The sequence below is a fragment of the Microbispora sp. NPDC088329 genome (assembly GCF_040685655.1).
In the GTDB taxonomy this organism is placed as follows: Bacteria; Actinomycetota; Actinomycetes; order Streptosporangiales; family Streptosporangiaceae; genus Microbispora.
On the sequence record NZ_JBFBIP010000005.1, the window covers coordinates 282,256 to 301,550 of the forward strand.

At 73.3% G+C, this 19,295-nt stretch carries 17 protein-coding genes; 9 read left to right on the forward strand and 8 right to left on the reverse strand.

Features of this window, described 5'->3' with window-relative positions:
• The first annotated feature begins 13 nt into the window (after positions 1–13).
• Positions 14–703, forward strand: coding sequence for a hypothetical protein (locus tag AB0O28_RS13400; RefSeq protein ID WP_363639636.1), 690 nt, complete (start codon positions 14–16; stop codon positions 701–703).
• The gene (locus AB0O28_RS13405) at positions 700–1,710 is read left to right on the forward strand and encodes a hypothetical protein (RefSeq protein WP_363639638.1); all 1,011 of its coding nucleotides are present in this window, start codon (positions 700–702) and stop codon (positions 1,708–1,710) included. The genes AB0O28_RS13400 and AB0O28_RS13405 overlap by 4 nt, the downstream gene beginning before the upstream one ends.
• 27 nt (positions 1,711–1,737) lie before the next feature.
• On the opposite strand, the gene AB0O28_RS13410 is transcribed toward AB0O28_RS13405, so the two are convergent.
• From AB0O28_RS13410 to AB0O28_RS13430, 5 genes are all read right to left on the reverse strand, one after another.
• The gene (locus tag AB0O28_RS13410; RefSeq protein ID WP_363639640.1) at positions 1,738–2,232 is read right to left on the reverse strand and encodes a methylated-DNA--[protein]-cysteine S-methyltransferase; all 495 of its coding nucleotides are present in this window, start codon (positions 2,230–2,232) and stop codon (positions 1,738–1,740) included.
• A gap of 90 nt (positions 2,233–2,322) precedes the next feature.
• Positions 2,323–3,786: an Ada metal-binding domain-containing protein gene (locus tag AB0O28_RS13415; protein ID WP_363639642.1), complete on the reverse strand. Its 1,464-nt coding sequence runs from the start codon at positions 3,784–3,786 to the stop codon at positions 2,323–2,325.
• Between the two features lie 159 nt (positions 3,787–3,945).
• Entirely contained in the window at positions 3,946–4,827 is an 882-nt protein-coding gene (locus AB0O28_RS13420) for an NYN domain-containing protein (protein ID WP_363639644.1), read from the reverse strand.
• Positions 4,828–5,012: 185 nt separating this feature from the next.
• Positions 5,013–5,237: an acyl-CoA carboxylase subunit epsilon gene (locus tag AB0O28_RS13425; protein WP_363639646.1), complete on the reverse strand. Its 225-nt coding sequence runs from the start codon at positions 5,235–5,237 to the stop codon at positions 5,013–5,015.
• Positions 5,234–6,823, reverse strand: a complete 1,590-nt coding sequence (locus tag AB0O28_RS13430; protein WP_363639648.1) for an acyl-CoA carboxylase subunit beta — start codon at positions 6,821–6,823, stop codon at positions 5,234–5,236. Before AB0O28_RS13430 ends, AB0O28_RS13425 begins: the two co-directional genes overlap by 4 nt.
• 252 nt (positions 6,824–7,075) lie before the next feature.
• On the opposite strand from AB0O28_RS13430, the gene AB0O28_RS13435 reads away from it, so the two are divergent.
• The 5 genes from AB0O28_RS13435 (at position 7,076) to AB0O28_RS13455 (ending at position 13,286) form a co-directional block, all read left to right on the forward strand.
• The gene (locus AB0O28_RS13435; RefSeq protein ID WP_363639650.1) at positions 7,076–7,837 is read left to right on the forward strand and encodes an ABC transporter ATP-binding protein; all 762 of its coding nucleotides are present in this window, start codon (positions 7,076–7,078) and stop codon (positions 7,835–7,837) included.
• Complete coding sequence (locus AB0O28_RS13440) at positions 7,816–9,399, forward strand: hypothetical protein (protein ID WP_363639652.1); 1,584 nt, start codon at positions 7,816–7,818, stop codon at positions 9,397–9,399. The genes AB0O28_RS13435 and AB0O28_RS13440 overlap by 22 nt, the downstream gene beginning before the upstream one ends.
• A 70-nt stretch (positions 9,400–9,469) precedes the next feature.
• Complete coding sequence (locus AB0O28_RS13445) at positions 9,470–9,964, forward strand: nuclear transport factor 2 family protein (RefSeq protein WP_363639654.1); 495 nt, start codon at positions 9,470–9,472, stop codon at positions 9,962–9,964.
• 97 nt (positions 9,965–10,061) lie between these two features.
• The gene (locus tag AB0O28_RS13450; RefSeq protein WP_363639656.1) at positions 10,062–10,535 is read left to right on the forward strand and encodes a hypothetical protein; all 474 of its coding nucleotides are present in this window, start codon (positions 10,062–10,064) and stop codon (positions 10,533–10,535) included.
• A gap of 114 nt (positions 10,536–10,649) precedes the next feature.
• Positions 10,650–13,286, forward strand: coding sequence for a phosphoenolpyruvate carboxylase (locus AB0O28_RS13455; protein ID WP_363639658.1), 2,637 nt, complete (start codon positions 10,650–10,652; stop codon positions 13,284–13,286).
• A gap of 132 nt (positions 13,287–13,418) precedes the next feature.
• Here AB0O28_RS13455 and fdhD read toward each other — a convergent pair whose 3' ends face one another.
• From fdhD to AB0O28_RS13470, 3 genes are all read right to left on the reverse strand, one after another.
• Positions 13,419–14,318, reverse strand: coding sequence for a formate dehydrogenase accessory sulfurtransferase FdhD (gene fdhD / locus AB0O28_RS13460; RefSeq protein ID WP_363639660.1), 900 nt, complete (start codon positions 14,316–14,318; stop codon positions 13,419–13,421).
• A 62-nt stretch (positions 14,319–14,380) separates the two neighbouring features.
• Positions 14,381–15,523, reverse strand: coding sequence for a glycosyltransferase family 9 protein (locus tag AB0O28_RS13465; protein ID WP_363639662.1), 1,143 nt, complete (start codon positions 15,521–15,523; stop codon positions 14,381–14,383).
• Positions 15,516–16,721, reverse strand: coding sequence for a glycosyltransferase family 4 protein (locus tag AB0O28_RS13470; protein ID WP_363639664.1), 1,206 nt, complete (start codon positions 16,719–16,721; stop codon positions 15,516–15,518). Before AB0O28_RS13470 ends, AB0O28_RS13465 begins: the two co-directional genes overlap by 8 nt.
• Before the next feature lie 246 nt (positions 16,722–16,967).
• Between AB0O28_RS13470 and AB0O28_RS13475 the strand changes: the two genes are divergently transcribed.
• Complete coding sequence (locus tag AB0O28_RS13475) at positions 16,968–18,146, forward strand: glycosyltransferase family 9 protein (RefSeq protein WP_363639666.1); 1,179 nt, start codon at positions 16,968–16,970, stop codon at positions 18,144–18,146.
• Between the two features lie 247 nt (positions 18,147–18,393).
• Positions 18,394–19,239: a biotin--[acetyl-CoA-carboxylase] ligase gene (locus AB0O28_RS13480; RefSeq protein WP_363639668.1), complete on the forward strand. Its 846-nt coding sequence runs from the start codon at positions 18,394–18,396 to the stop codon at positions 19,237–19,239.
• Positions 19,240–19,295 lie beyond the last annotated feature (56 nt).

Consider the following 19,295-nt stretch of genomic DNA (forward strand, 5'->3'; position numbering starts at 1 on the left):
ATCGACCGCGGCGGTGCGCAGGAGCCCGTCGCCGCGTCCGGCACTCGCCCCGGCCCGTACGATGCTCGTCCCGGCGTGCATGCTGCTCCTCGCGGGGTGCGCGGTGCCGGATGCGGACCGCGGCTTCACGCCGGGCGGCGGTGCGGAACCGGCCGCGGCGACGGCGGCGACGACCGCGACGGCCGGATACACGCCCGGCACCGAGACGATCACGGCGGCGCCCGGGCTGACGATCGAGGTCGAATGGCCGGACGAGCCCGATCCGGATCGATCGTCGGCGATCAAGGCGTTCGCCGACGACTTCACCGCCCAGTGGCGGGCCGTCGGCACTCTCGGCAAGGACACGTCGTACATCAAGGGGATCGACGTCAAGTCACCCGCCATCCGGGACGCGATCGCCTGGGTGCGCAATTTTCTCGACGACAAGGAGTCGGCCCGGGGCGTGGCCAAGCTCTACGCCCTGAGGGTGCCCGCCGTCGTGGGACGCGGGGCGGAGGTCGACGGCTGCGTCGACCTGACCGGCGTGCGGCTGACCGACCAGGAGGGCACGCCGCTGGCCCGTCAGCCCACCTGGCTGAAACGCCCGCGCGCGGTCTTCCTGCAGACCGCCGGCCTGGTGCACGACGCCGACGGCGGCTGGCGCATCCGGCTTTACCGCTACGCGGACCATTCGGACGAACGTGCGAAGGAGTGCCTGCGATGAGCACGCGGACGAGCGCCAAACCGGGCACCGAATCGGGCACCAGAGCAGGCGCGAGTACGGTCGTCGCGGTGGCGTTCCTGCTGGCGGGAGCGGTTCTCGCGGTGGGCGCCCCTCCCGCCGCCGCCGACGATCCGGCAGAGGGGCCGCGCGGCGAGGCGTTCCAGAAGGGCAACACCGCCGGAGTCAGGCTGACCAACTCCAAGATCGGCCTGTCCGGCAACGGGCTGGGCGGAAAGAGCGACGGTTATCGGATACCGCAGCCCTGCTGGTACGAGCCGAACATGTCGGCCGAGGACATGCTCCACCTCCAGGTGCGGGAGAGGAAGGACGCGGTGGAGTCGGGAAACAATTACTCGGAGAACATCAGGGACTACGCGGACAAGGTTGGCGAGAAGGGCAAGTGGTGGGGCATCTCCTATGACGCCAACGACCCGGCGGGAGCGGCGTGCGCCGCCGGGCGCGAGTCGACCGTATGGGTGCCCGAGGGGACCACACCCGTCGGAGGCATCACCGCGCAGCAGCTCATGCAGATCGCCCGGGCCGCGCTGACCGTGCCGGAGCCGAAGATCAAGCTGAGCCCGGACGTCAAGAGCTACGTCAACCTGCCGACCTGGGTGTGGCTGGACGGAGCCGAGGCGGCGCCCCGGTCCGTCACCGCCACGCTGCCCGGGGTCATGTCGGCCACCGTCACGGCGACGCCGCAGGGCCTCGACATCGACCCCGGCACCGAGGACGAGAACCGGGCCAAGGTGTACAAGGACTGCGGTACCACCGGCAAGCCCTACACCAAGGGCGCCGACAAGGGCGACGACAGTCCCCCGTGCGGCGTCCGGTATCTCCGTTCGTCCATCGACCAGCCGCGCAAGGCCTACACGCTCACCGTGACGAGCGTCTGGACCGTCGTCGGCAACGACAGCCAGGGCGGCCAGCTCAACTACGACCCGATCCGGGTCTCGGCGACCAGGGACGTGCCCGTCGGCGAGGTCCAGAGCATCGTCAAGAACTGATCCCCCGGCCCCGGCCGGATCTTCCGTTCAGGCGCGCGACTCGTGGGCGAGGAGCCATTCCTTGACCGGGGTGCCGTAGTAGTAGCCGCCGTAGCCACCGGTCGAGGGCAGCACGCGGTGGCACGGCACGAACGGCGCGATCAGGTTCTGCGCGCAGGCCGATCCCGCGGCCCGCGCGGCCGTCCTGGGCAGCCCCGCCTTCTCCGCGAGCTGCGCGTACGACACGGTGGTCCCGGCGGGCACGGCGCGCAGCGCCTCGTACAGGCGTTGCCTCGTGGGGGTGCCGGGCTGCTCGGCCGGGATCCGGTCGAGCGCGTCGACCTTCCCCTCGAGGTACTCCCGTACGGCCTCCGCCGCGTCGCCGAGATCGCCCTCCCGCAGCGCGAGCGCCCGCAGGGACGGCGAGAGCCGGGCGAACATCTCGCGCGGGTCGGCGGTGAAACCGGCGGCGACGAGCACGCCGTCGCGGGCGAGCAGAGCGAGGGGACCCACCGGGGTGGGCACGGTCTGGGTGAGGATCATCTGTCGCGTCCTTGTGGTGTGGTGTCTGTGGTCGCTGTGCGGGTGTCCGGAGCGCTCACGCCGACGACGGAGGCCCGGCGGGCTGACGCTTCAGGTGGTGGCGGCGTGGCTCCACAGGTGGAGTGCGGCGTACGCGCGCCAGGGCCGCCACCGCTCGGTCTCGTCCGCGGCGATGCCGAGCCGTTCCATCGTCCTGCGCAGCACGAGGTCGCCGTCGGGCCACGCGTCCGGGTCGCGCAGCGCGCGCAGCGCGATGTAGCCGGCCGTCCACGGGCCGATGCCCGGGATCTCCAGCAGCCTGGCGACGGTGTCGCCGGGGTCGCCCGCGCCGTCGAGGTCGATCGCGCCGGAGGCGACCGCCTCGGCCAGCGCCCTGATCGTGGCGACCCTGCGGGTGGTGAGCCCGAGGCCGTCGAGGTCGGCGGCGGCGAGCCCGTCCGCCGTGGGGAACAGCAACGGAACCCGGCCGGGCTCCACCGCCCCGGTGCCGGCGGGCAGCGCGGCTCGGGCGGCGATGCGGCCGAGCAGGGTGCGGGCGCCGGCCACCGAGATCTGCTGCCCGACGACGGCCCGGACCGCCAGTTCGAACCCGTCGTACGCTCCCGGAACGCGCAGCCCGGGACGGGCCGCGACCAGCGGCGCGAGCGACGTCGCGCCGAGGATCTCCCGCACCGCCCCGGGGTCGGCGTCGAGATCGAGCAGCCGGCGGCAGCGTGCGACCAGCCGGGAGAGCAGATGCGCCTCGGTCGTCCGCACGGTGAGCCGGACATGGCCGGCCGCGGGGCGCAGCGTGATCGAGCCGCCTGGCACGGCCCGCGTGTACGCCGTCACGTCGGGCCCCGACCGGCAGACCGCCTCCACCGAGGGGATCGCCCGGGCGGCGAGAAAACGCAGCACCGCCTGCGCGTCGTACGGCTCCCGATGGCCCAGCCGCAGGGTCAGACCGGTCGTGAGAGCGACCGGACCCTGCGTGCCCTGCACCGGCCCGCTGGCCCTGCGCAGCTCACCCGGCGCGAAGCCGTACGACTCCTTCATGGCGGCGTTGAACTGCCGTACGCTGCCGAACCCGGCGGCGAACGCGACGTCGGTGATCGGCAGGGCCGTCTCGGTGAGCAGTTGCTTGGCGAGCAGCAGCCGCCGGGTGCGGGCGACGGCGAGCGGTCCGGTGCCGAGTTCGGCGGCGAACAGGCGGTGCAGGTGCCGCTCGGTCACGTGCAGGCGCCGGGCCAGCCCGGCGACGCCGCTTTCGTCGGCGACCCCGTCGTCGATCAGCCGCAGCGCGCGTCCGACCAGGTCGGCGCGCACGTCCCAGCCGGGGTCGCCGGGGCTCAGCTCAGGGCGGCAGCGGCGGCAGGGACGGAACCCGGCGGCCTCGGCCGCGGCGGCGTGGCGGTAGAAGCGGACGTTGGACCGCGAGGGAGTGCGGGCAGGACAGATCGGGCGGCAGTAGATGCCGGTGGTGGTGACAGCCGTGTAGAAACGCCCGTCGAAGCGGGAGTCCCGGGCCGATACGGCGAGGTAGCACGCGTCGAAATCGAGCTGTCGTGTGGTCACGCACACGACGTTATGCGCTGGCCAACGGTGCGGGCTGGCGGAAATCGGACGCGGCCGTCAGAGTGCCGCGCCGGAACCGCGGGGCGGCCTCGCGCGAGACCGGGCAGTGACGTGCCGGGAGTGCTCCCGCGCGAGCTCGGACAGCGATGACGCCGCCGTCTACTTGCTGGAGATGCCGACCCCGAGGTCGAACTCGCGGTAGACCCGGGCCCAGAAGCCGTCACGCAGCCACACGCGTGCCTCCGGGTAGGGCCGAAGAGAGTGGCCGAGCTCCTTCTCGGCCTCGATGAGCAGTTCGGTGTCGATCACCGTGGGCAGCAGCGGGCCCGGCAGCAGGTCGCGGATGTTGTCCCGGCCGCGGGTGAGTATCCACTTCTGCGCGACGTGCTCGCCGACCTCCTCGACACGCGGCCGGCCCGGGCCCAGCTTGGCGACCTGGCCGACGGGCGTCTTCGGCTTGACCGTACGGCCCGCGAAGACCTGGGCGGGCGACGGCGTGGGCGGCACGGGCACGGCGACCGGCACCGGAGCGCGGGTGAAGAACGGACGCAGGAAGTCGGCGCTCAGGATCTCGACGGTGTCCGACTCCCAGACGAGCCGCTCGGCCTGGTTGGTCCCGAACGGCGGTTCTACGCCCCACAGGTGGATGCGCACGCCGTACGCCTGCGCGGCCTCCACGGCGGGCACCATGTCCTCATCTCCGGCGATCAGCACGGTGTCGCTCACGGCGTGGTGACGGGCGAGGGCCTCGAGGTCGCTGCGGATCTGCGCGTCGACGCCCTTCTGCTGGCCGCGGGCGTTCAGGTTGCCCAGCCGCACCTTGACCCAGGGCAGCTGCGCGATCACACGCTGGTCCACCGTGGGCACGCGGTCGCGGGCGGCGTCGTACCAGTAGACGCGCAGCAGCTCACCCGGGATGCGTTCGAGCGCGTGTTTCTGCAGGGCCTGAATCAGTTCGTCCGCGGCGACGCGGTACTCCTTACGCTCCTTGGCGCCTAAGAGAACTTCACCGGCGGCCGCGTAAAGATAACCGACGTCCACGAGAACGGCATACTTTGCGGCAATGCCATGTGCGCTGAAGTCCGGGATGGCCATGGTGTCCTCCAGGACTCGTCACTAGATGATCGGCTGACTATATCCCCCCGCTTTCTAGATAGTCCCAACTCTTGAGCCAGTTGACACCCGGTTCGGCCGATGTAATCGGTCCGTGGTATCGGCAGACGCCGTCACCCGCCCGGGAAGAAGGCTCTGCGCCAGGCCCCCGGGCCGTGTGGGAGTCCCAGACGCAGCCGATGTGCCGGGTTCCTCCAGTTTCCTGTGCTCGTTCCCGGCGCCGCCGGCGGGGCGCCGCGCGTGGCCGCCCGCGCCGTCAGGGCGATGACGAGGGCGGCGGTCTCCTCGGGGGTGGCGTCCCCCCGGACGACGCTGAGGTACGGCTCCTGGCTGGTCACAGCGGAATGTTCCCGTGCTTCTTCGGGGGCAGCGTGGCCCGCTTGTTGCGGAGGGCGCGCAGCGCGCGGACGATCTGGACCCGGGTGTCCGAGGGCCGGATGACCGCGTCCACGTAGCCGCGCTCGGCCGCCAGATAAGGGTTGGCCAGCGTGTCCTCGTACTCGCTGACGAACCGGGCCCGCGCGGCGTCCGGGTCGTCGGAGGCGGCCAGCTCGCGCCGGTAGAGGATGTTGACCGCGCCCTGCGCCCCCATGACGGCGATCTGGGCGGTGGGCCAGGCCAGATTGACGTCCGCGCCGAGGTGCTTGGACCCCATGACGTCGTACGCCCCGCCGTAGGCCTTGCGGGTGATGACCGTGACCAGCGGCACGGTCGCCTCGGCGTAGGCGTAGAGGAGCTTGGCGCCGCGCCGGATGATGCCGTTCCACTCCTGGTCGGTGCCCGGGAGGAAACCGGGCACGTCGACGAAGGTCAGCACCGGGATGTTGAAGGCGTCGCAGGTGCGTACGAAGCGGGCGGCCTTCTCGGAGGCGGCGATGTCGAGCGTGCCGGCGAAGTTCATCGGCTGGTTGGCGACGACGCCCACGGACCGCCCCTCGACCCGGCCGAAGCCGACGACGATGTTCGGTGCGAAGCCCGCGTGGATCTCCAGGAACTCGCCGTCGTCGAGGACGTGCTCGATGACCGTGTGCATGTCGTACGGCTGGTTGGCCGAGTCGGGGATCAGCGTGTCGAGCTCGCGGTCCTCGTCGGTCGTCTCCAGGTCCGCCTCCACGTCGAAGGCCGGCGGATCGTCCATGTTGTTGGACGGCAGGTAGGACAGCAGCGCCCTGGCGAAGTCGAGGCAGTCCTGCTCGTCGGACGCCTCGTAGTGGGCGACGCCGCTCTTCGAGTTGTGCGTGTGCGCGCCGCCCAGCTCCTCGAACGTCACCTCCTCGCCGGTCACGGTCTTGATGACGTCGGGCCCGGTGATGAACATGTGCGACTTCTCCTGCACCATCAGGACGAAGTCGGTCAGGGCGGGGGAGTACACGGCGCCGCCCGCGCACGGGCCCATGATCAGTGAGATCTGCGGCACCACGCCGGAGGCGTGCACGTTGCGCTTGAAGATCTCGGCGTACAGGCCGAGGGAGACCACGCCCTCCTGGATGCGCGCACCGCCCGAGTCGTTGATGCCGATCACCGGGCAGCCGGTCTTGACCGCGTGGTCCATGACCTTGACGATCTTCTCGCCGAAGACCTCGCCCAGCGAGCCGCCGAAGACGGTGAAATCCTGCGCGAACACCGCGACCGGCCGGCCGTCCACCGTGCCGTACCCGGTCACGACCCCGTCGCCGTACGGGCGCTCGCGGTCGAGGCCGAAGGCGGTCGCCCGGTGCCTGGCCAGCTCGTCGAACTCCACGAAGGAGCCCTCGTCCAGGAAGGCCGCCAGCCGCTCACGGGCCGTCATCTTGCCCTTGGCGTGCTGCTTCTCCACCGCACGCTGGGAGCCGGCGTGGGCCGCCTCGCTCCGGCGGCGCTCCAGGTCGGCGATCTTGCCGGCGGTGGTGTGGATGTCGACCTCGTGGGCGCGTCCGGCGCTCATCGCAGGCTCACCGTTCCTCGTGTGCTTTCTCGTGTGCCCGGCGTTTCTCCTGTGCTCAGCGGCCCCCGAGTCCCGAACGCCGCTCCGGGTCGCGTCGAATTCATGGCCGACAGGGTAACCAGGCCGGGGCCCCGCGGTCGCGCCGGGGCACGCTCACCGGGATCGCAATTGTCCGGAGGGGGAACGCCCCAGGAACGAGGCCAGTGCCTCGTTCGTTCGCCTTTATGACGGCTTTACACAAATGGGGGCTCCATGACGGATGCCGTACGCACGCAGGGGTTGTACAAGCGCTTCGGGCAGCAGGTGGCGGTCGGCGGGGTCGACCTGGTCGTGCCGAAGGGCAGCTTCGCCGGCCTGGTCGGGCCCAACGGCGCGGGCAAGACGACGACGCTGAGCATGATCACCGGGCTGTTGCGTCCGGACGGCGGGCGGATCGAGATCGACGGCCACGACGTGTGGGCCGATCCCGTCAGCGTCAAGGCGCACATCGGTGTGCTGCCCGAGGGCCTGCGGCTGTTCGAGCGGCTGTCCGGCCGCGAGCTGCTGATGTACTGCGGCCGGTTGCGCGGCATCCCCCTGGACGAGGTCGGCAGGCGCGCCGGCGAGCTGCTCAAGGTCATGGACCTGGTCGAGGCGCAGGACAAGCTGGTGGTCGACTACTCCACCGGCATGCGCAAGAAGATCGGCCTCGCGGCGGCGCTGCTGCACAACCCCGGCGTGCTGTTCCTCGACGAGCCGTTCGAGGGCGTCGATCCGGTGTCCGCCAACACGCTGACCGAGGTGCTGCGCAGATACACCGCCTCGGGCTCCACCGTCGTCTTCTCCAGCCATGTGATGGACCTGGTCGAGCGGCTGTGCGACTGGGTGTCGGTGATGAACAAGGGGCTCGTCGTCGCGCAGGGCCCGCTCGACGACGTACGGCGGGGCCGCACGCTCAACGAGGCGTTCCTCGACCTCGTCGGCGTGCGGGGCACCGGGGAGGAGGGCCTGTCGTGGCTCGGGTCGCCGGCATGACCTGGTTGTTCGTCCGGCTCAAGCTCAGCCTGGTGCGCGGCGGCCTGCGCGGTGAGACCGGCAAGCAGGTCGGGTTCATCTTCTCGCTCGGCCTCGCATTCCTCGCCGCCGTCGCGGGGTTCGGGCTGCTGTCCCTCATCCGGTTCGCGCCGTCCGCGGTCGCTCTCGACCTCGTGTCGGCGGCGTTCGCGGTGTTCGCCGTCGGGTGGATCGTCGTGCCGCTGACGGCCTTCGGCCTGGACGAGACGCTCGACCCGGCCCGGCTGGCCCTGTTCCCGCTGACCACCCGGCAGCTCGCGACCGGCATGCTGGCCGCGTCGGCGGCCGGGCCGTGGCCGATCGCCTCGCTGGCCGCGCTGTTCGGCGGCGTGGTCGCGCTCGCCCACGGGCCGGGCGGGGTGCTGCTCGGGGTGCCCGCGGTGGTCCTGCAGTTCGCCTTCTGCCTCACGGTCTCCCGCCTGGTGACGACCGCGCTGTCGGGCGTGCTGCGCACCCGCAGAGGGCGGGACCTGCTCGCGGTCGCCGCCATCTTCGTGGTGCTGCTCGTCCAGGTGCCCAACCTGTTGATCAACCGGGGGCTGTCGGGCGACCCCACGCGAATTCTGGCGTCGGTGGGGGAGGTCCTGCGGTGGACGCCGCCGGGGCTGGCCGCGCACGCGATCGCCGACGGCGGTCTCGCCGGCGTCGCCGAACTGATCGTCGTCGCGGTGGCGGTCGTCGTGCTGGGGTGGCTGTGGATCGCCGCGCTGCGGTACGCACTGGTGCGGCCCGACTCCTCCAGCCAGGGCGGCGGCTCCGTCCGGCGGTCAGGACGGGTCCCGCTCGGCCGGTTCCTGCCCGACGGCATGCTCGGCGCCGTCGTCGCGAAGGAGCTGAAGTACGCCGCGAGAGAGCCGCGGGGCCGGGTGAACTGGATCACCGCGCTCGTGGTCACCCTGATCATCACACTGTCCATGCAGGGACGGGACGGCGGGGCCGGGCCGGGATCGGTGATCGGGCCCGCCTGCCTGGCGGCCGTCATGATCGGACTGCAGGCCGCCAACTCCTTCGGCATCGACGGCAGGTCGCTGTGGATGAACGCGGTGGCGTTCTCCACCCCGCGCGATGTGCGTACCGACCTGGCCGGGCGGCACCTGTCCATGGCGGTCATCGGGGTGCCGCTGCTGGCCCTGGTGTCGGTGATCGCCGCGCTGCTGGCGGGCGACGCCCTCTGGGCCCTCGCCGCGGTCCCGGTCGCCTGGGGTGTGCTCGGCGTCGCCATGGGCGTCGGCGCGCTCACCAGCGTGACCGCGCCGTACACCTACCCCGACCGCCTGAACGCCTTCAGCGGCGCCGCTCCGGGGCAGGGAGGGCAGGCGTTCGGGGCCTCCCTCGCCACGATGGTCGCCACCGGCGTGCTCGCGCTGCCCGTCGTGGTGCCGGTCCTGCTCGGCCTGACCTGGTGGGCCGTGCTCGCCGTGCCGTACGGCGTGGCGGTCGCCTGGGCGGGACGCCGGCTCGCCGCCGGCATCGGCTTCGCCCGCCTCCCCGAACTCCTCGCCGCCGTCTCCCGCCCCACCTGACCGGTCGTCCGTCCTTGAGAGGTCCGATCACCGCCAGTGGAGACCTTCCCCGGCACGGGATGCTGGCGCCATGAGCACAACGACTGCGGCGACGACCGGCGGACCGGGAGCGGACGAGCAGCCGCCGGTCGACGCCTGGACGGTGATGGAGAGGTTCTACACGGCCGAGGCCGCGTACGTGGCCTCGGGCGGGTTCGGCAAGGCGAGCTATGACCGGGTCGCCGCTTACCTGGACCCCGAGGTGACCCTGCACCAGGCTCCCGGCCTGCCCTTCACCGGCACGGGAACATGGCGCGGCCATGACGGCATGGAGCGGTTCCTGGCCCGCTTCAGCGAGGTCTGGGAGTCGATGGAGTTCCTGGAGCAGGAGCACTGGGGAGACGAGGACACCGTGGTCGTGCGCAATCGGGTGCGCTTTCGCGCCCGTGCCACGGGCCGGGAAGTCGACACCCTGATCGTGCAGCTGATCACCGTCAGGAACGGGCGCATGCTCGAATGCCGCCCGTTCTATTGGGACCCCGAAGCCGTCGCCGACGCCTGCCGGCCGCGTGACACGGATCGGTGACCTTTCTCGATAACAGAGCGGTCCCGAAGTTATTGCGGCGATTGCGGGGGATTCGGCCCGCCCCTATAACCGTTTGGACCGTTCTAGGGGAGAAATAATGCGCGAAGGCAGGCGGCTGGGCCGTGTGATTTGGGCGCCGGTGGGTGCGGCGGTGCTGAGCGGGCTGGTCATCGGGGCGGCGGCACGCCTCCTGATGCGGGGCATCGCGCTGGCCGTCGGCGGATTGACCGGCATGTCCCTGGCGGGCACGGTCGGGATCCTCGTCGTCTTCGTCGTGCTGGCCCTGCCGGCCGCGGTGACCGCGACCGCGCGTCCGGTGATCATGCATGCGGGCCGGTGGGTGACCGCCGCGCTCACCGGGCTGATGGCCGCGAGGACGGGGGTCGGCGACGCGAAGATCATCGTCCTGGCGGACGACGGCCAGTTGACGCCGATCACCGTGCTGATCGCCGCGTTCGCCGCGATCGTGGTGTTGCACGGGCGGCTCGCCCAATATCTCACCCGCCGCCTCAGGGCGCTCCCGGAATCCCCGGCCGAGGTGCTCCCCACCCCGGACGCGCGACCGGTCTGACGGTGCTTCCCACCCCGGACGCACGGCCGGTCTGACCAGCCCGGAATTAGTGGTCTAGTCCAATTGGTGAGACCGCCCTCGGGAGACCGAGCGCGATTCGCTAGCCTTCCAAGCATGGCCGCCATCGCTCCTGCCGAACGACACAACGCCGTAGCGGAGATGCCGGACGAACTCCGCGCTGACGTGCGCCTCTTGGGTGGACTCCTGGGTCAGGTGATCGCCGAACACGGCGGTCCCGACCTCCTCGCCGACGTGGAACGCCTCCGTAAGGCGGTGATCGCCGCCCGGCGTCAGGAGACGACGGCCGACGAGGTCGCGGCCCTGGTGGCCGAGTGGCCCGTCGACCGCGCCGTACAGATCGCCCGGGCCTTCACCTGCTACTTCCACCTCGCCAACCTCGCCGAAGAGCACTATCGGATCCGAATCCTGCGGCAGCGTGACAAGGACGACGTGCCGCTGCGCGAGTCCCTCGCCGAGGCCGTCCAGCGGTTGCGCGGGGACGACCGGCTCCAAGACCTGATCGACGGGCTGGAGTTCCGGCCCGTGCTGACGGCCCATCCCACGGAGGCGCGGCGGCGGGCGATCGTCACCGCCATCCAGCGGATCAGCGCTCAGCTCGACGCCTACAACACCCCGGGCCGGGGCGCCGCCGAGCGGGAGGAGGCTCACCGGCGGCTGCTGGAGGAGATCGACATCCTGTGGCGGTCCGCCCAGCTGCGGCACACCAAGCTCGACCCGCTGGACGAGGTCCGTACGGCGATGGCGGCGTTCGACGAGACGCTGTTCCGCACGGTGCCGCAGATCTACCGCTCGCTCGACGCGGCGCTCGCGCCAGGCACCGGGACGCGGGAGCCGCTGGCCAGGGCGTACATCCGCTACGGCAGCTGGATCGGCGGCGACCGCGACGGCAACCCCAACGTCACCGCCAAGGTGACCAGGGAGGCCATCCAGATCCAGGCCGAGCACGTGCTGATCGCGCTGGAGAACGCGGCCACCCGGATCGGCAGGTCGCTGACGCTGGCCGGAGCCTTCACGCCGCCGTCCGCCGAGCTGCGCGCGGCGCTCGCGCAGGCCGAGGACGACCACCCCGACCTGGTGTCGGAGATGGCCACCCGCTCGCCGCAGGAGCCGCACCGCCAGTGGCTCATGTTCGTGGCGGCCAGGATCGCCGCGACCCGCCGCCGCGACCTCGACCTCGCCTACCGCGCGCCGTCGGAGCTGCTGGCCGACCTGCGGCTCGCGCAGGACTCCCTGCGCGGCGCCGGCGCCGTACGGCAGGCCTACGGCGAGGTGCAGCACCTGATCTGGCAGGTCGAGACCTTCGGGTTCCACTTGGCGGAGCTGGAGGTGCGCCAGCATTCGGCGGTGCACGCCGCGGCGCTGAAGGAGATCGCCTCGGGCACGCTGTCGGAGCGCACCGAGGAGGTCCTGGCCACGATCCGGGTGATCGGCTGGATCCAGGAGCGCTTCGGCGTGACCGCCTGCTCCCGCTACGTCGTCTCGTTCACCCGCTCCGCCGACGACATCGCCGCGGTGTACGAGCTGGCCAGGCACGCCATGGGCGAGCGCGCCCCGGTGCTCGACGTGGTCCCCCTGTTCGAGTCGGGCGAGGACCTCGACAACTCCACCGCCGTGCTGGAGGGCATGGCCGCCCTGGAGCCCGTGCGCCGGCGGCTCGCCGAGAACGGGCGGCGCATGGAGGTCATGCTCGGCTACTCCGACTCGGCCAAGGAGCTCGGCCCGGCGGCGGCCACTTTGCGCCTGTACGACGCGCAGGCGGCGCTGACCGCGTGGGCCGCGGCCAACGACATCACGCTCACGCTCTTCCACGGCCGCGGCGGTGCGCTCGGCCGGGGCGGCGGCCCGGCCAACCGCGCCGTGCTCGCCCAGGCCCCCGGCTCGGTCTCCGGCCGCTTCAAGGTCACCGAGCAGGGCGAGGTCATCTTCGCGCGGTACGGCCACTCGGCCATCGCCAAGCGGCACATCGAGCAGGTCACCAACGCCGTGCTGCTCGCGTCCACCTCGGCGGTGGAGTCGAGCGCGGCCGAGGCGGCGGCGAAGTTCCGCCGGCTGGCCGACACCGTCGCCGTGGCCTCCGAGCGCGCCTACCGGGCGCTGACCGAGGCCCCGGGCTTCCCCGAGTGGTTCGCGCTGGTCAGCCCGCTGGAGGAGCTCGGCTCCCTGCGGCTCGGCTCCCGGCCCGCGCGGCGCGGCCTCGGCGCGCCCCGTTCCCTGGACGACCTGCGGGCCATCCCGTGGGTGTTCTCATGGGCCCAGACGCGGGTCAACCTCCCCGGCTGGTACGGCCTGGGCAGCGGCCTGGCGGCCGTGGTCACCGACGGCGGCATGGCCGAACTGCGCTCGGCGTATCAGGAGTGGCCGCTGTTCGCCGCGATGCTGGACAACGCGGAGATGTCGCTGGCCAAGACCGACCGGTCCATCGCGTCCCGTTACCTCGCGCTGGGCGGCCGGACCGACTTCGCCGAGCAGGTCCTGGAGGAGTACGACCTGACGAGGCGGCTCGTGCTGGAGGTGACCGGCCACGCCCGCCTGCTGGAGAACCGGCGGGTGCTGTCGCGCGCCGTCCAGCTGCGCGACCCCTACGTGGACGCGCTCAGCCACCTGCAGCTGCGGGCGCTGTCGGTGCTGCGGGGGCCGGGCGACCTCTCGGAGGAGGAGCGCGAGCGCCTGTCCACGCTGCTGCTGCTCAGCGTGAACGGTGTGGCGGCAGGTCTGCAGAACACCGGCTGACGCCTCGGCCGGGGTCGCGAGCCTGCTCGCGACCCCGGCCGAGGCCCCGGCGATCGCTTCGGGAGGGTCCCGCCGGTCCGGCCGGCCGGGGCCCTGCCGTCGCGGTGCGAGAGCGGGCGCCGCACCGCCGGGTCAGGCGGTGCCGGCCTGCCCGACGTCGATCCGCCCGACCTCAATCCGCTCCGGGCAGGCGTAGATGTTGAAGCGCTCCTCACGCAGGAATCCCACGAGCGTGACGCCGAACTCCCGCGCCAGATCGACGGCGAGCGAGGAGGGCGCCGACACGGCGCAGACGATCTGGATCCCGGCGCTCGCGGCCTTCTGCATGATCTCGTAGCTGACCCGGCCGCTGACCAGCAGGACCTGCCGGTCGAGAGGGGTCCGGCCGCCGAGCAGCGCCCAGCCCACCAGCTTGTCCACGGCGTTGTGCCGTCCCACGTCCTCCCGCACGGCCACGGGCGTGCCGTCGGGGGCGAACAGCCCGGCGGCGTGCAGCCCGCCCGTCCTGCCGAACACGCCCTGGGCCTCCCGCAGCCGGTCCGGCAGGCCGTACAGGGTCGTGGCGGACACGCCGACCGGCGGGCGCGCGGCCGGCACGGCGCAGCGGTCGCGCAGGGCGTCGAGGCTCGCCGTGCCGCAGACGCCGCACGCGCTCGACGTCAGGAAGTTGCGCGCCAGCGCGCCGAGGTCGGGCAGCCGGGGAGCGGTGAGCCGCACGGTCACGGTGTTGTAGCGCGCCTCGGGGTCCAGATCCTCGTCGGTGCAGTAGCCGATGGCGGCGATGTCGCCGGGGCCCGCGATGCCCTCGCCGTGCAGGAAGCCCGCCGCGAGCTCGAAGTCCGCGCCCGGGGTCCGCATCGTGATCGCCACCGTACGGCTCTCGCCCCCTGCCAGGAGCCGGATCTCCAGCGGCTCCTCCGTGGCGAGGTCGTCACGCCGGTCGCGTACGGACGATCCGGACACCCTCCGGACGCGTGCGCGCGTGACGGGCCCCAGCCGAGCCGAGGGCCGCGCCGCGCCGTCCCGTTCCATGTGCCGTCTCCTCCAGGGCGTGGCTGCCGTTCTTTCCGGTACGCAGCCTGCCACGCCGCGTCTCAGCCGTCGCGCGCCGGGTGGTGTGAGGGGGAGACGGCGCACAGACGTGTCACGGTGCGGGCGACGGACGCCACCGAGATGTCGGCCATGCAGGCGGGGCCGTCCGGGGACAGCGGGCAGCCGGCCGTCCACCAGCACGGCTGCTCGGTGATGGCCGTGGGCCGCCGGTGCGGGCAGGACGCCAGCCCCTGGAGGTCGACGGCCTCCATGCCCTCCGGGAGGTCATCCCGGGGGCCGGGGGAGTCCGCGATGCCGTACCGGCCGGCCCAGGTGGGCCCGAACAGCCCCACGGTGGCCGCCCCGGCCGCTGCGGCCAGCCGCAGCGGCCCGGTGTCGCCGCCCACGACCACGCCGCCGCGCCGCGCCACAGCGGCGAAGCACGCGGCGAGCCCGCGCAGCCCGCACCGCGGCAGCACGGCCACTTCCGGGCCGAATATCGCCCGCACCGCGCCGCGCTTGGGCGGCGCGTCGGGTGTGAGCAGGGGATGGCCGCGCCGGGCCAGCAGCGCGGCGAGTCGGCGCCAGCGCCCGGAGGGCCACCGCTTCACGTCCATGCCCGCATCAGTGATCAGCACGATCGGGGGCCGCGCCGTGCCTGCCGGGATGATTGGCGGAGTGCCTGCCGGGGGAACGGCGGGGGTGGCGGCCGGGAGGTGACGTGCGAGTGTCCTCTCGCCCTCCGCGATCTCGGCGGACGTCAGGCGCACGGCCGGACGGGCACGGACGTCCTCGGGCCGCAGCAGCCCCTCGGCGAGCAGTATGCGCAGGTAGCGTTCGCCGACCGGCTCGCCGGGCGGCGGGCGGCGCCACAGGTCGGTGACGCACCGGGCGCCCGAGTCGGCGAGGAGATCCGGGATGCCGTCGTAGCGGGTGGTGGTGACCGCGAGGTCCGGGCGCCGGGCGGCCAGGGCGTCGGCCACGGCCTCCCGCTCCGCGCCCGCGCCGTCGTGACGGGGGGTGAGCACGCGCGTGACGGCGGGGTCGCCGCGCAGGAGGGCGGCGCCGGGCTCGTGCGTGAGCACGCGCAGTGACGCGCCCGGATTACGCAGGGCCAGGCCGTGCACGACGGGCAGCAGCATCACCAGGTCGCCGATTCCGCCGAGCAGGTCGACGACCAGGATCTCCCGGTACGGCTCACGCATTCCGGCCGCCGAGCGGGCGGCGCGGGCCGGCCAGGGTCTCGTACAGCGCCCGGTGGGCGGCGGCGACCCGCGACCAGGAGTGGCGGGCGGCGAGCCGCCGGGCCGTGCGGCGCATGCGCCGCCGCGCCCCGGGGTCGTCGAGCAGCGGCCCGACGGCGTCCACGATGGCGGCGGCGTCGCGGCGGGCCCGGATCACGGCGACGGTCTCCCCGAGCGGGAGGGCGGGGTCGGGTTCGTCCGGCACGGTGACCGCGGTCGGCAGTCCGTGCGCCAGCATCGTGAGCAGCGCGCCGCTCTTGGTCGTCACCCCGGCGGTGAAGGGCAGGACGCCCGCGTCCGCCGCGTGCAGGAGCTCCGACACCCGCGCGGCGGGCAGGTGCCCGGTGAAGGTCACCGCGTCCGCGACGCCGTGTCGTGCGGCCAGCGCCTCCAGTTCGGCGCGGAAGGCCAGGGCCTCGGCCTCCGGCAGCGCCTGGGAGGTGAAGCCGCCCACGACCAGCAGGCGCAGGCCGGGGCGGGCCGCGCACAGTGTGGGCAGGGCCTCGACGAGCTGCCGCACGCCCTTCACGGGGTGCACGAATCCGAAGAAGGCGAGCAGCGGGTCGTCCCGGCCCATGCCGAGCCGGTCCCGCACCCGCACGCGCGCCTGCCCCGCGCCGCCGTGATCGACGACGTTCGGTGCCAGCGGCACCTCCACGGCGGCGGTCCCCACGCGCCGCCTGACCTGCCGGGCGTGGGAGGCGTTGGTCACGACCACGAGGGCGCTCGCGGGCACCAGCCGCCCGGTCTCCCGGTCCCACAGGCGTGCGCGTTCGAGGGGGCGCCAGACGGGGTCGGGGACCCATCCGGGGGCCGCCCACCAGCCGTACTCGTGCAGGGTCGTCACCAGCGGCGCGCCGGGCGGCAGCAGAGACGGCAGCAGTCCTGGCATCCCGGAGAACCGGTAGGCCGAAGGGGCGAACTGTACGTGAACGACGTCCGGGCGCAGCCGCCGCACCCGCCGGGCCGCGTCGAGTGTGGCCGGCAGCCAGTGCCAGGGGGAGCGGGATCCCGGCGATCCCACGGGCACGCGCACCGCCTCGACTCCGGCGTCGCCGAGCGCGCCGACGAGCCGTTCGACGTAGTCGCCGACGCCGTCGCGGTCGGCGGGCCCGGGACCGTGGACCATGGCCACGCGAATCCGGCCCCACTCCGTCACGTCCGCCTCCCCACCCCGGCTTCCCCCGGCTGACGGTTACGGCGACCGGCCTGCCGGGCCGGTGCCTGCACGCCTCCGGCGTCCACGGCACCCGCCGTGCTCTCGCCCCCTCCCCAGTGCCGCAGAAGAGGTGTTCGCAGCGGGACCGGCCGTGCCGTCGCGCCGGGAGGGTGCCCGAGGGACTAACGGGGCAAACCATGCGTTTATGAGGCTTTGTGTCCCGTTTTCGAGGGGTACGCGCAGGAGATGGAACATCCCGCGGCGCTCGCAGGCACGCCGGTCCCGTGGCGGAGCCTCGCCCGCGTGCTCGTGATCCGCCCGGACAACCTCGGCGACGTCGTGATGGCGGGGCCGGCGCTGCGGGCGCTGCGGCGGGCCGCTCCCCGCGCCCGGCTGGACCTGCTGGCCGCCCCCGCGGGCGCCGCCGCGGCCGCGCTGCTCCCCGAGGTGGACGGCGTGCTCACCGCCTCGGTCTCGTGGCAGAAGACGGGCGGGGAGGACGTCCCGGTCACCGACGACCTGGACCTCGTCGAGCGGATCCGGTGGGGCGGTTACGAGGCGGCGGTGATCCTGACCTCGTTCTCCCAGGCACCCTGGCCGGCCGCGTACCTCTGCCGGCTCGCCGGGGTGCCCGTACGGGTCGGCATGTCCAAGGAGTTCGGCGGGGCGGGGCTGACCCACTGGGTGCCCTCGCCGCCGGACGAGACCCACCAGGTGGACCGCGCGCTGTACATGCTCGAACGGGCGGGCGTCCCTCCGGTCGAGGGCAGGCTGCGCGTGCGCGTGCCCGCCGAGGCGGCCCGTACGGCCCGCCGCCTGCTCGGCGTCGTCGCAGGCGGCCGGCCCGCCGGAGACGGCCACGGAGACCGTCGTGGGGACGGCCGCAGGCGGCCGTGCGTGTTGCTCCTCCCGGGGGCCTCCTGCTCCGCGCGGCGGTATCCGGCCGACCGGTTCGCCCGGGTGGCCGGGCTGCTCACGGCCGCCGGGCTGCGGGTGGTCGTGGCGGGCACGGCCGGGGAGACGCCGCTCGTCGAGGCCACCGGCGCCGGCGTGCCCGGCGCGGTCCTGCTGCCGGGCCGGTTCGACGTGCCGGTCCTGGCGGCGCTCATCGCCGCCGTCGACGTGGTCGTGTGCAACAACAGCGGCGGGGCACACCTGGCCAGCGCGGCCGGTACGCCCGTGGTCGTGCTGTTCGCCGGCACCGAGCAGGTGGAGCAGTATCGGCCGCGGTTCGGCCCGGCGTCCATCCTCACCGTGCCGACCGCGTGCGCGCCCTGCCGTCAGTTCGCCTGCCCCTTCGCCCTCGGCTGCCTCGACATCCCGCCGGAGCAGGTCGCCTCCGAGGCGCTGCGCCTGGCCGACGAGCGTGGCGGCCCCTGGTGGCGGACCCCCGCGGGCACGCGGGACGCGCACCGAGACGGGTGAGCGCCGGGCCGGGGAGCCGGCGATCCGGACGAGTCGCCGAGGAGCAGGGCCTCGACCGGCGGGCACTGTGCGCTGGCCCGGCACCGGGTCGGGCCCAGCAGCGCCAACAGCTCGTCATGTCCGCAGCTCGTCATGTCCGCAGCTCGTCATGTCCGCAGCTCGTTACGTCCACAGTGCTGCCCGATCCTGCGCGCGGTGGCGGACGGTGCGCGGAGGAGACGGCCCGGGAGGCCGATAGCCTGGGTGGGTGCCCGACTCGCCGTACACCGATCTCGATCGGCCCCCGCTGTCCGAGGCCGCGCTGACCAGGGCTCTGGTGCGCCCCGGCTCGCTGTGGTCGTCCGTACGCGTCGTCGAGCGGACCGGTTCGACCAACGCCGACCTGGCCAGGACCGTGCGCGAGAGCCCGGTCGAGGGCGCCGTGCTGGTCGCGGAGTCGCAGTCCGCGGGCCGCGGCCGGCTCGGGCGGCCCTGGACCGCGCCGTCACGCTCGGGGCTGACGTTCTCGATGCTGCTGCGGCCGGAGGTGCCGCTCGCCCGGCAGGGCTGGCTGGCGCTGCTGGTCGGCCTCGCCGCCGCTTCGGCCGTACGCCGGATCGCGGAGGTCGACGTGCGGCTCAAGTGGCCCAACGACCTCATGGTGGGGGAGCGCAAGCTCGCCGGGATCCTGGCCGAGCGGGTGGACCGCGCGGTGGTCGTCGGCATGGGGCTCAACGTCTCGCTGCGGCCGGAGGAACTGCCCGTGGAACGGGCCACATCCCTCGTGATCGAGGACGCCGCCTGCGTCGACCGCGACCCGCTGCTGCGCGCCATCCTGCGGGAGGTCGAGTCGCACTACCGGGAGTGGACGGCCGCCGACGGCGACGCGGACGCCGCCGGCCTGCGCGCCGCCTACCTCGCGTGGTCGTCCACGGTCGGCCAGGAGGTCAGGATCGACCTGCCCGGCGAGCGGGTGCTGACCGGTCTGGCGACCGGCGTCGACGCGTCCGGTCACCTGCTCGTGCGCGCCGGGGACGGAGAACACGCGCTCAGTGCGGGCGACGTGGTCCACGTCCGCCGGGGGCCGTCCCCGGAGCCGGGCCCACCGCGCTAGTTCGTTTGGGCCAGTGCGCTGTCCACCAACGTTTACCGGGGTGGAGGGAGCGGAGC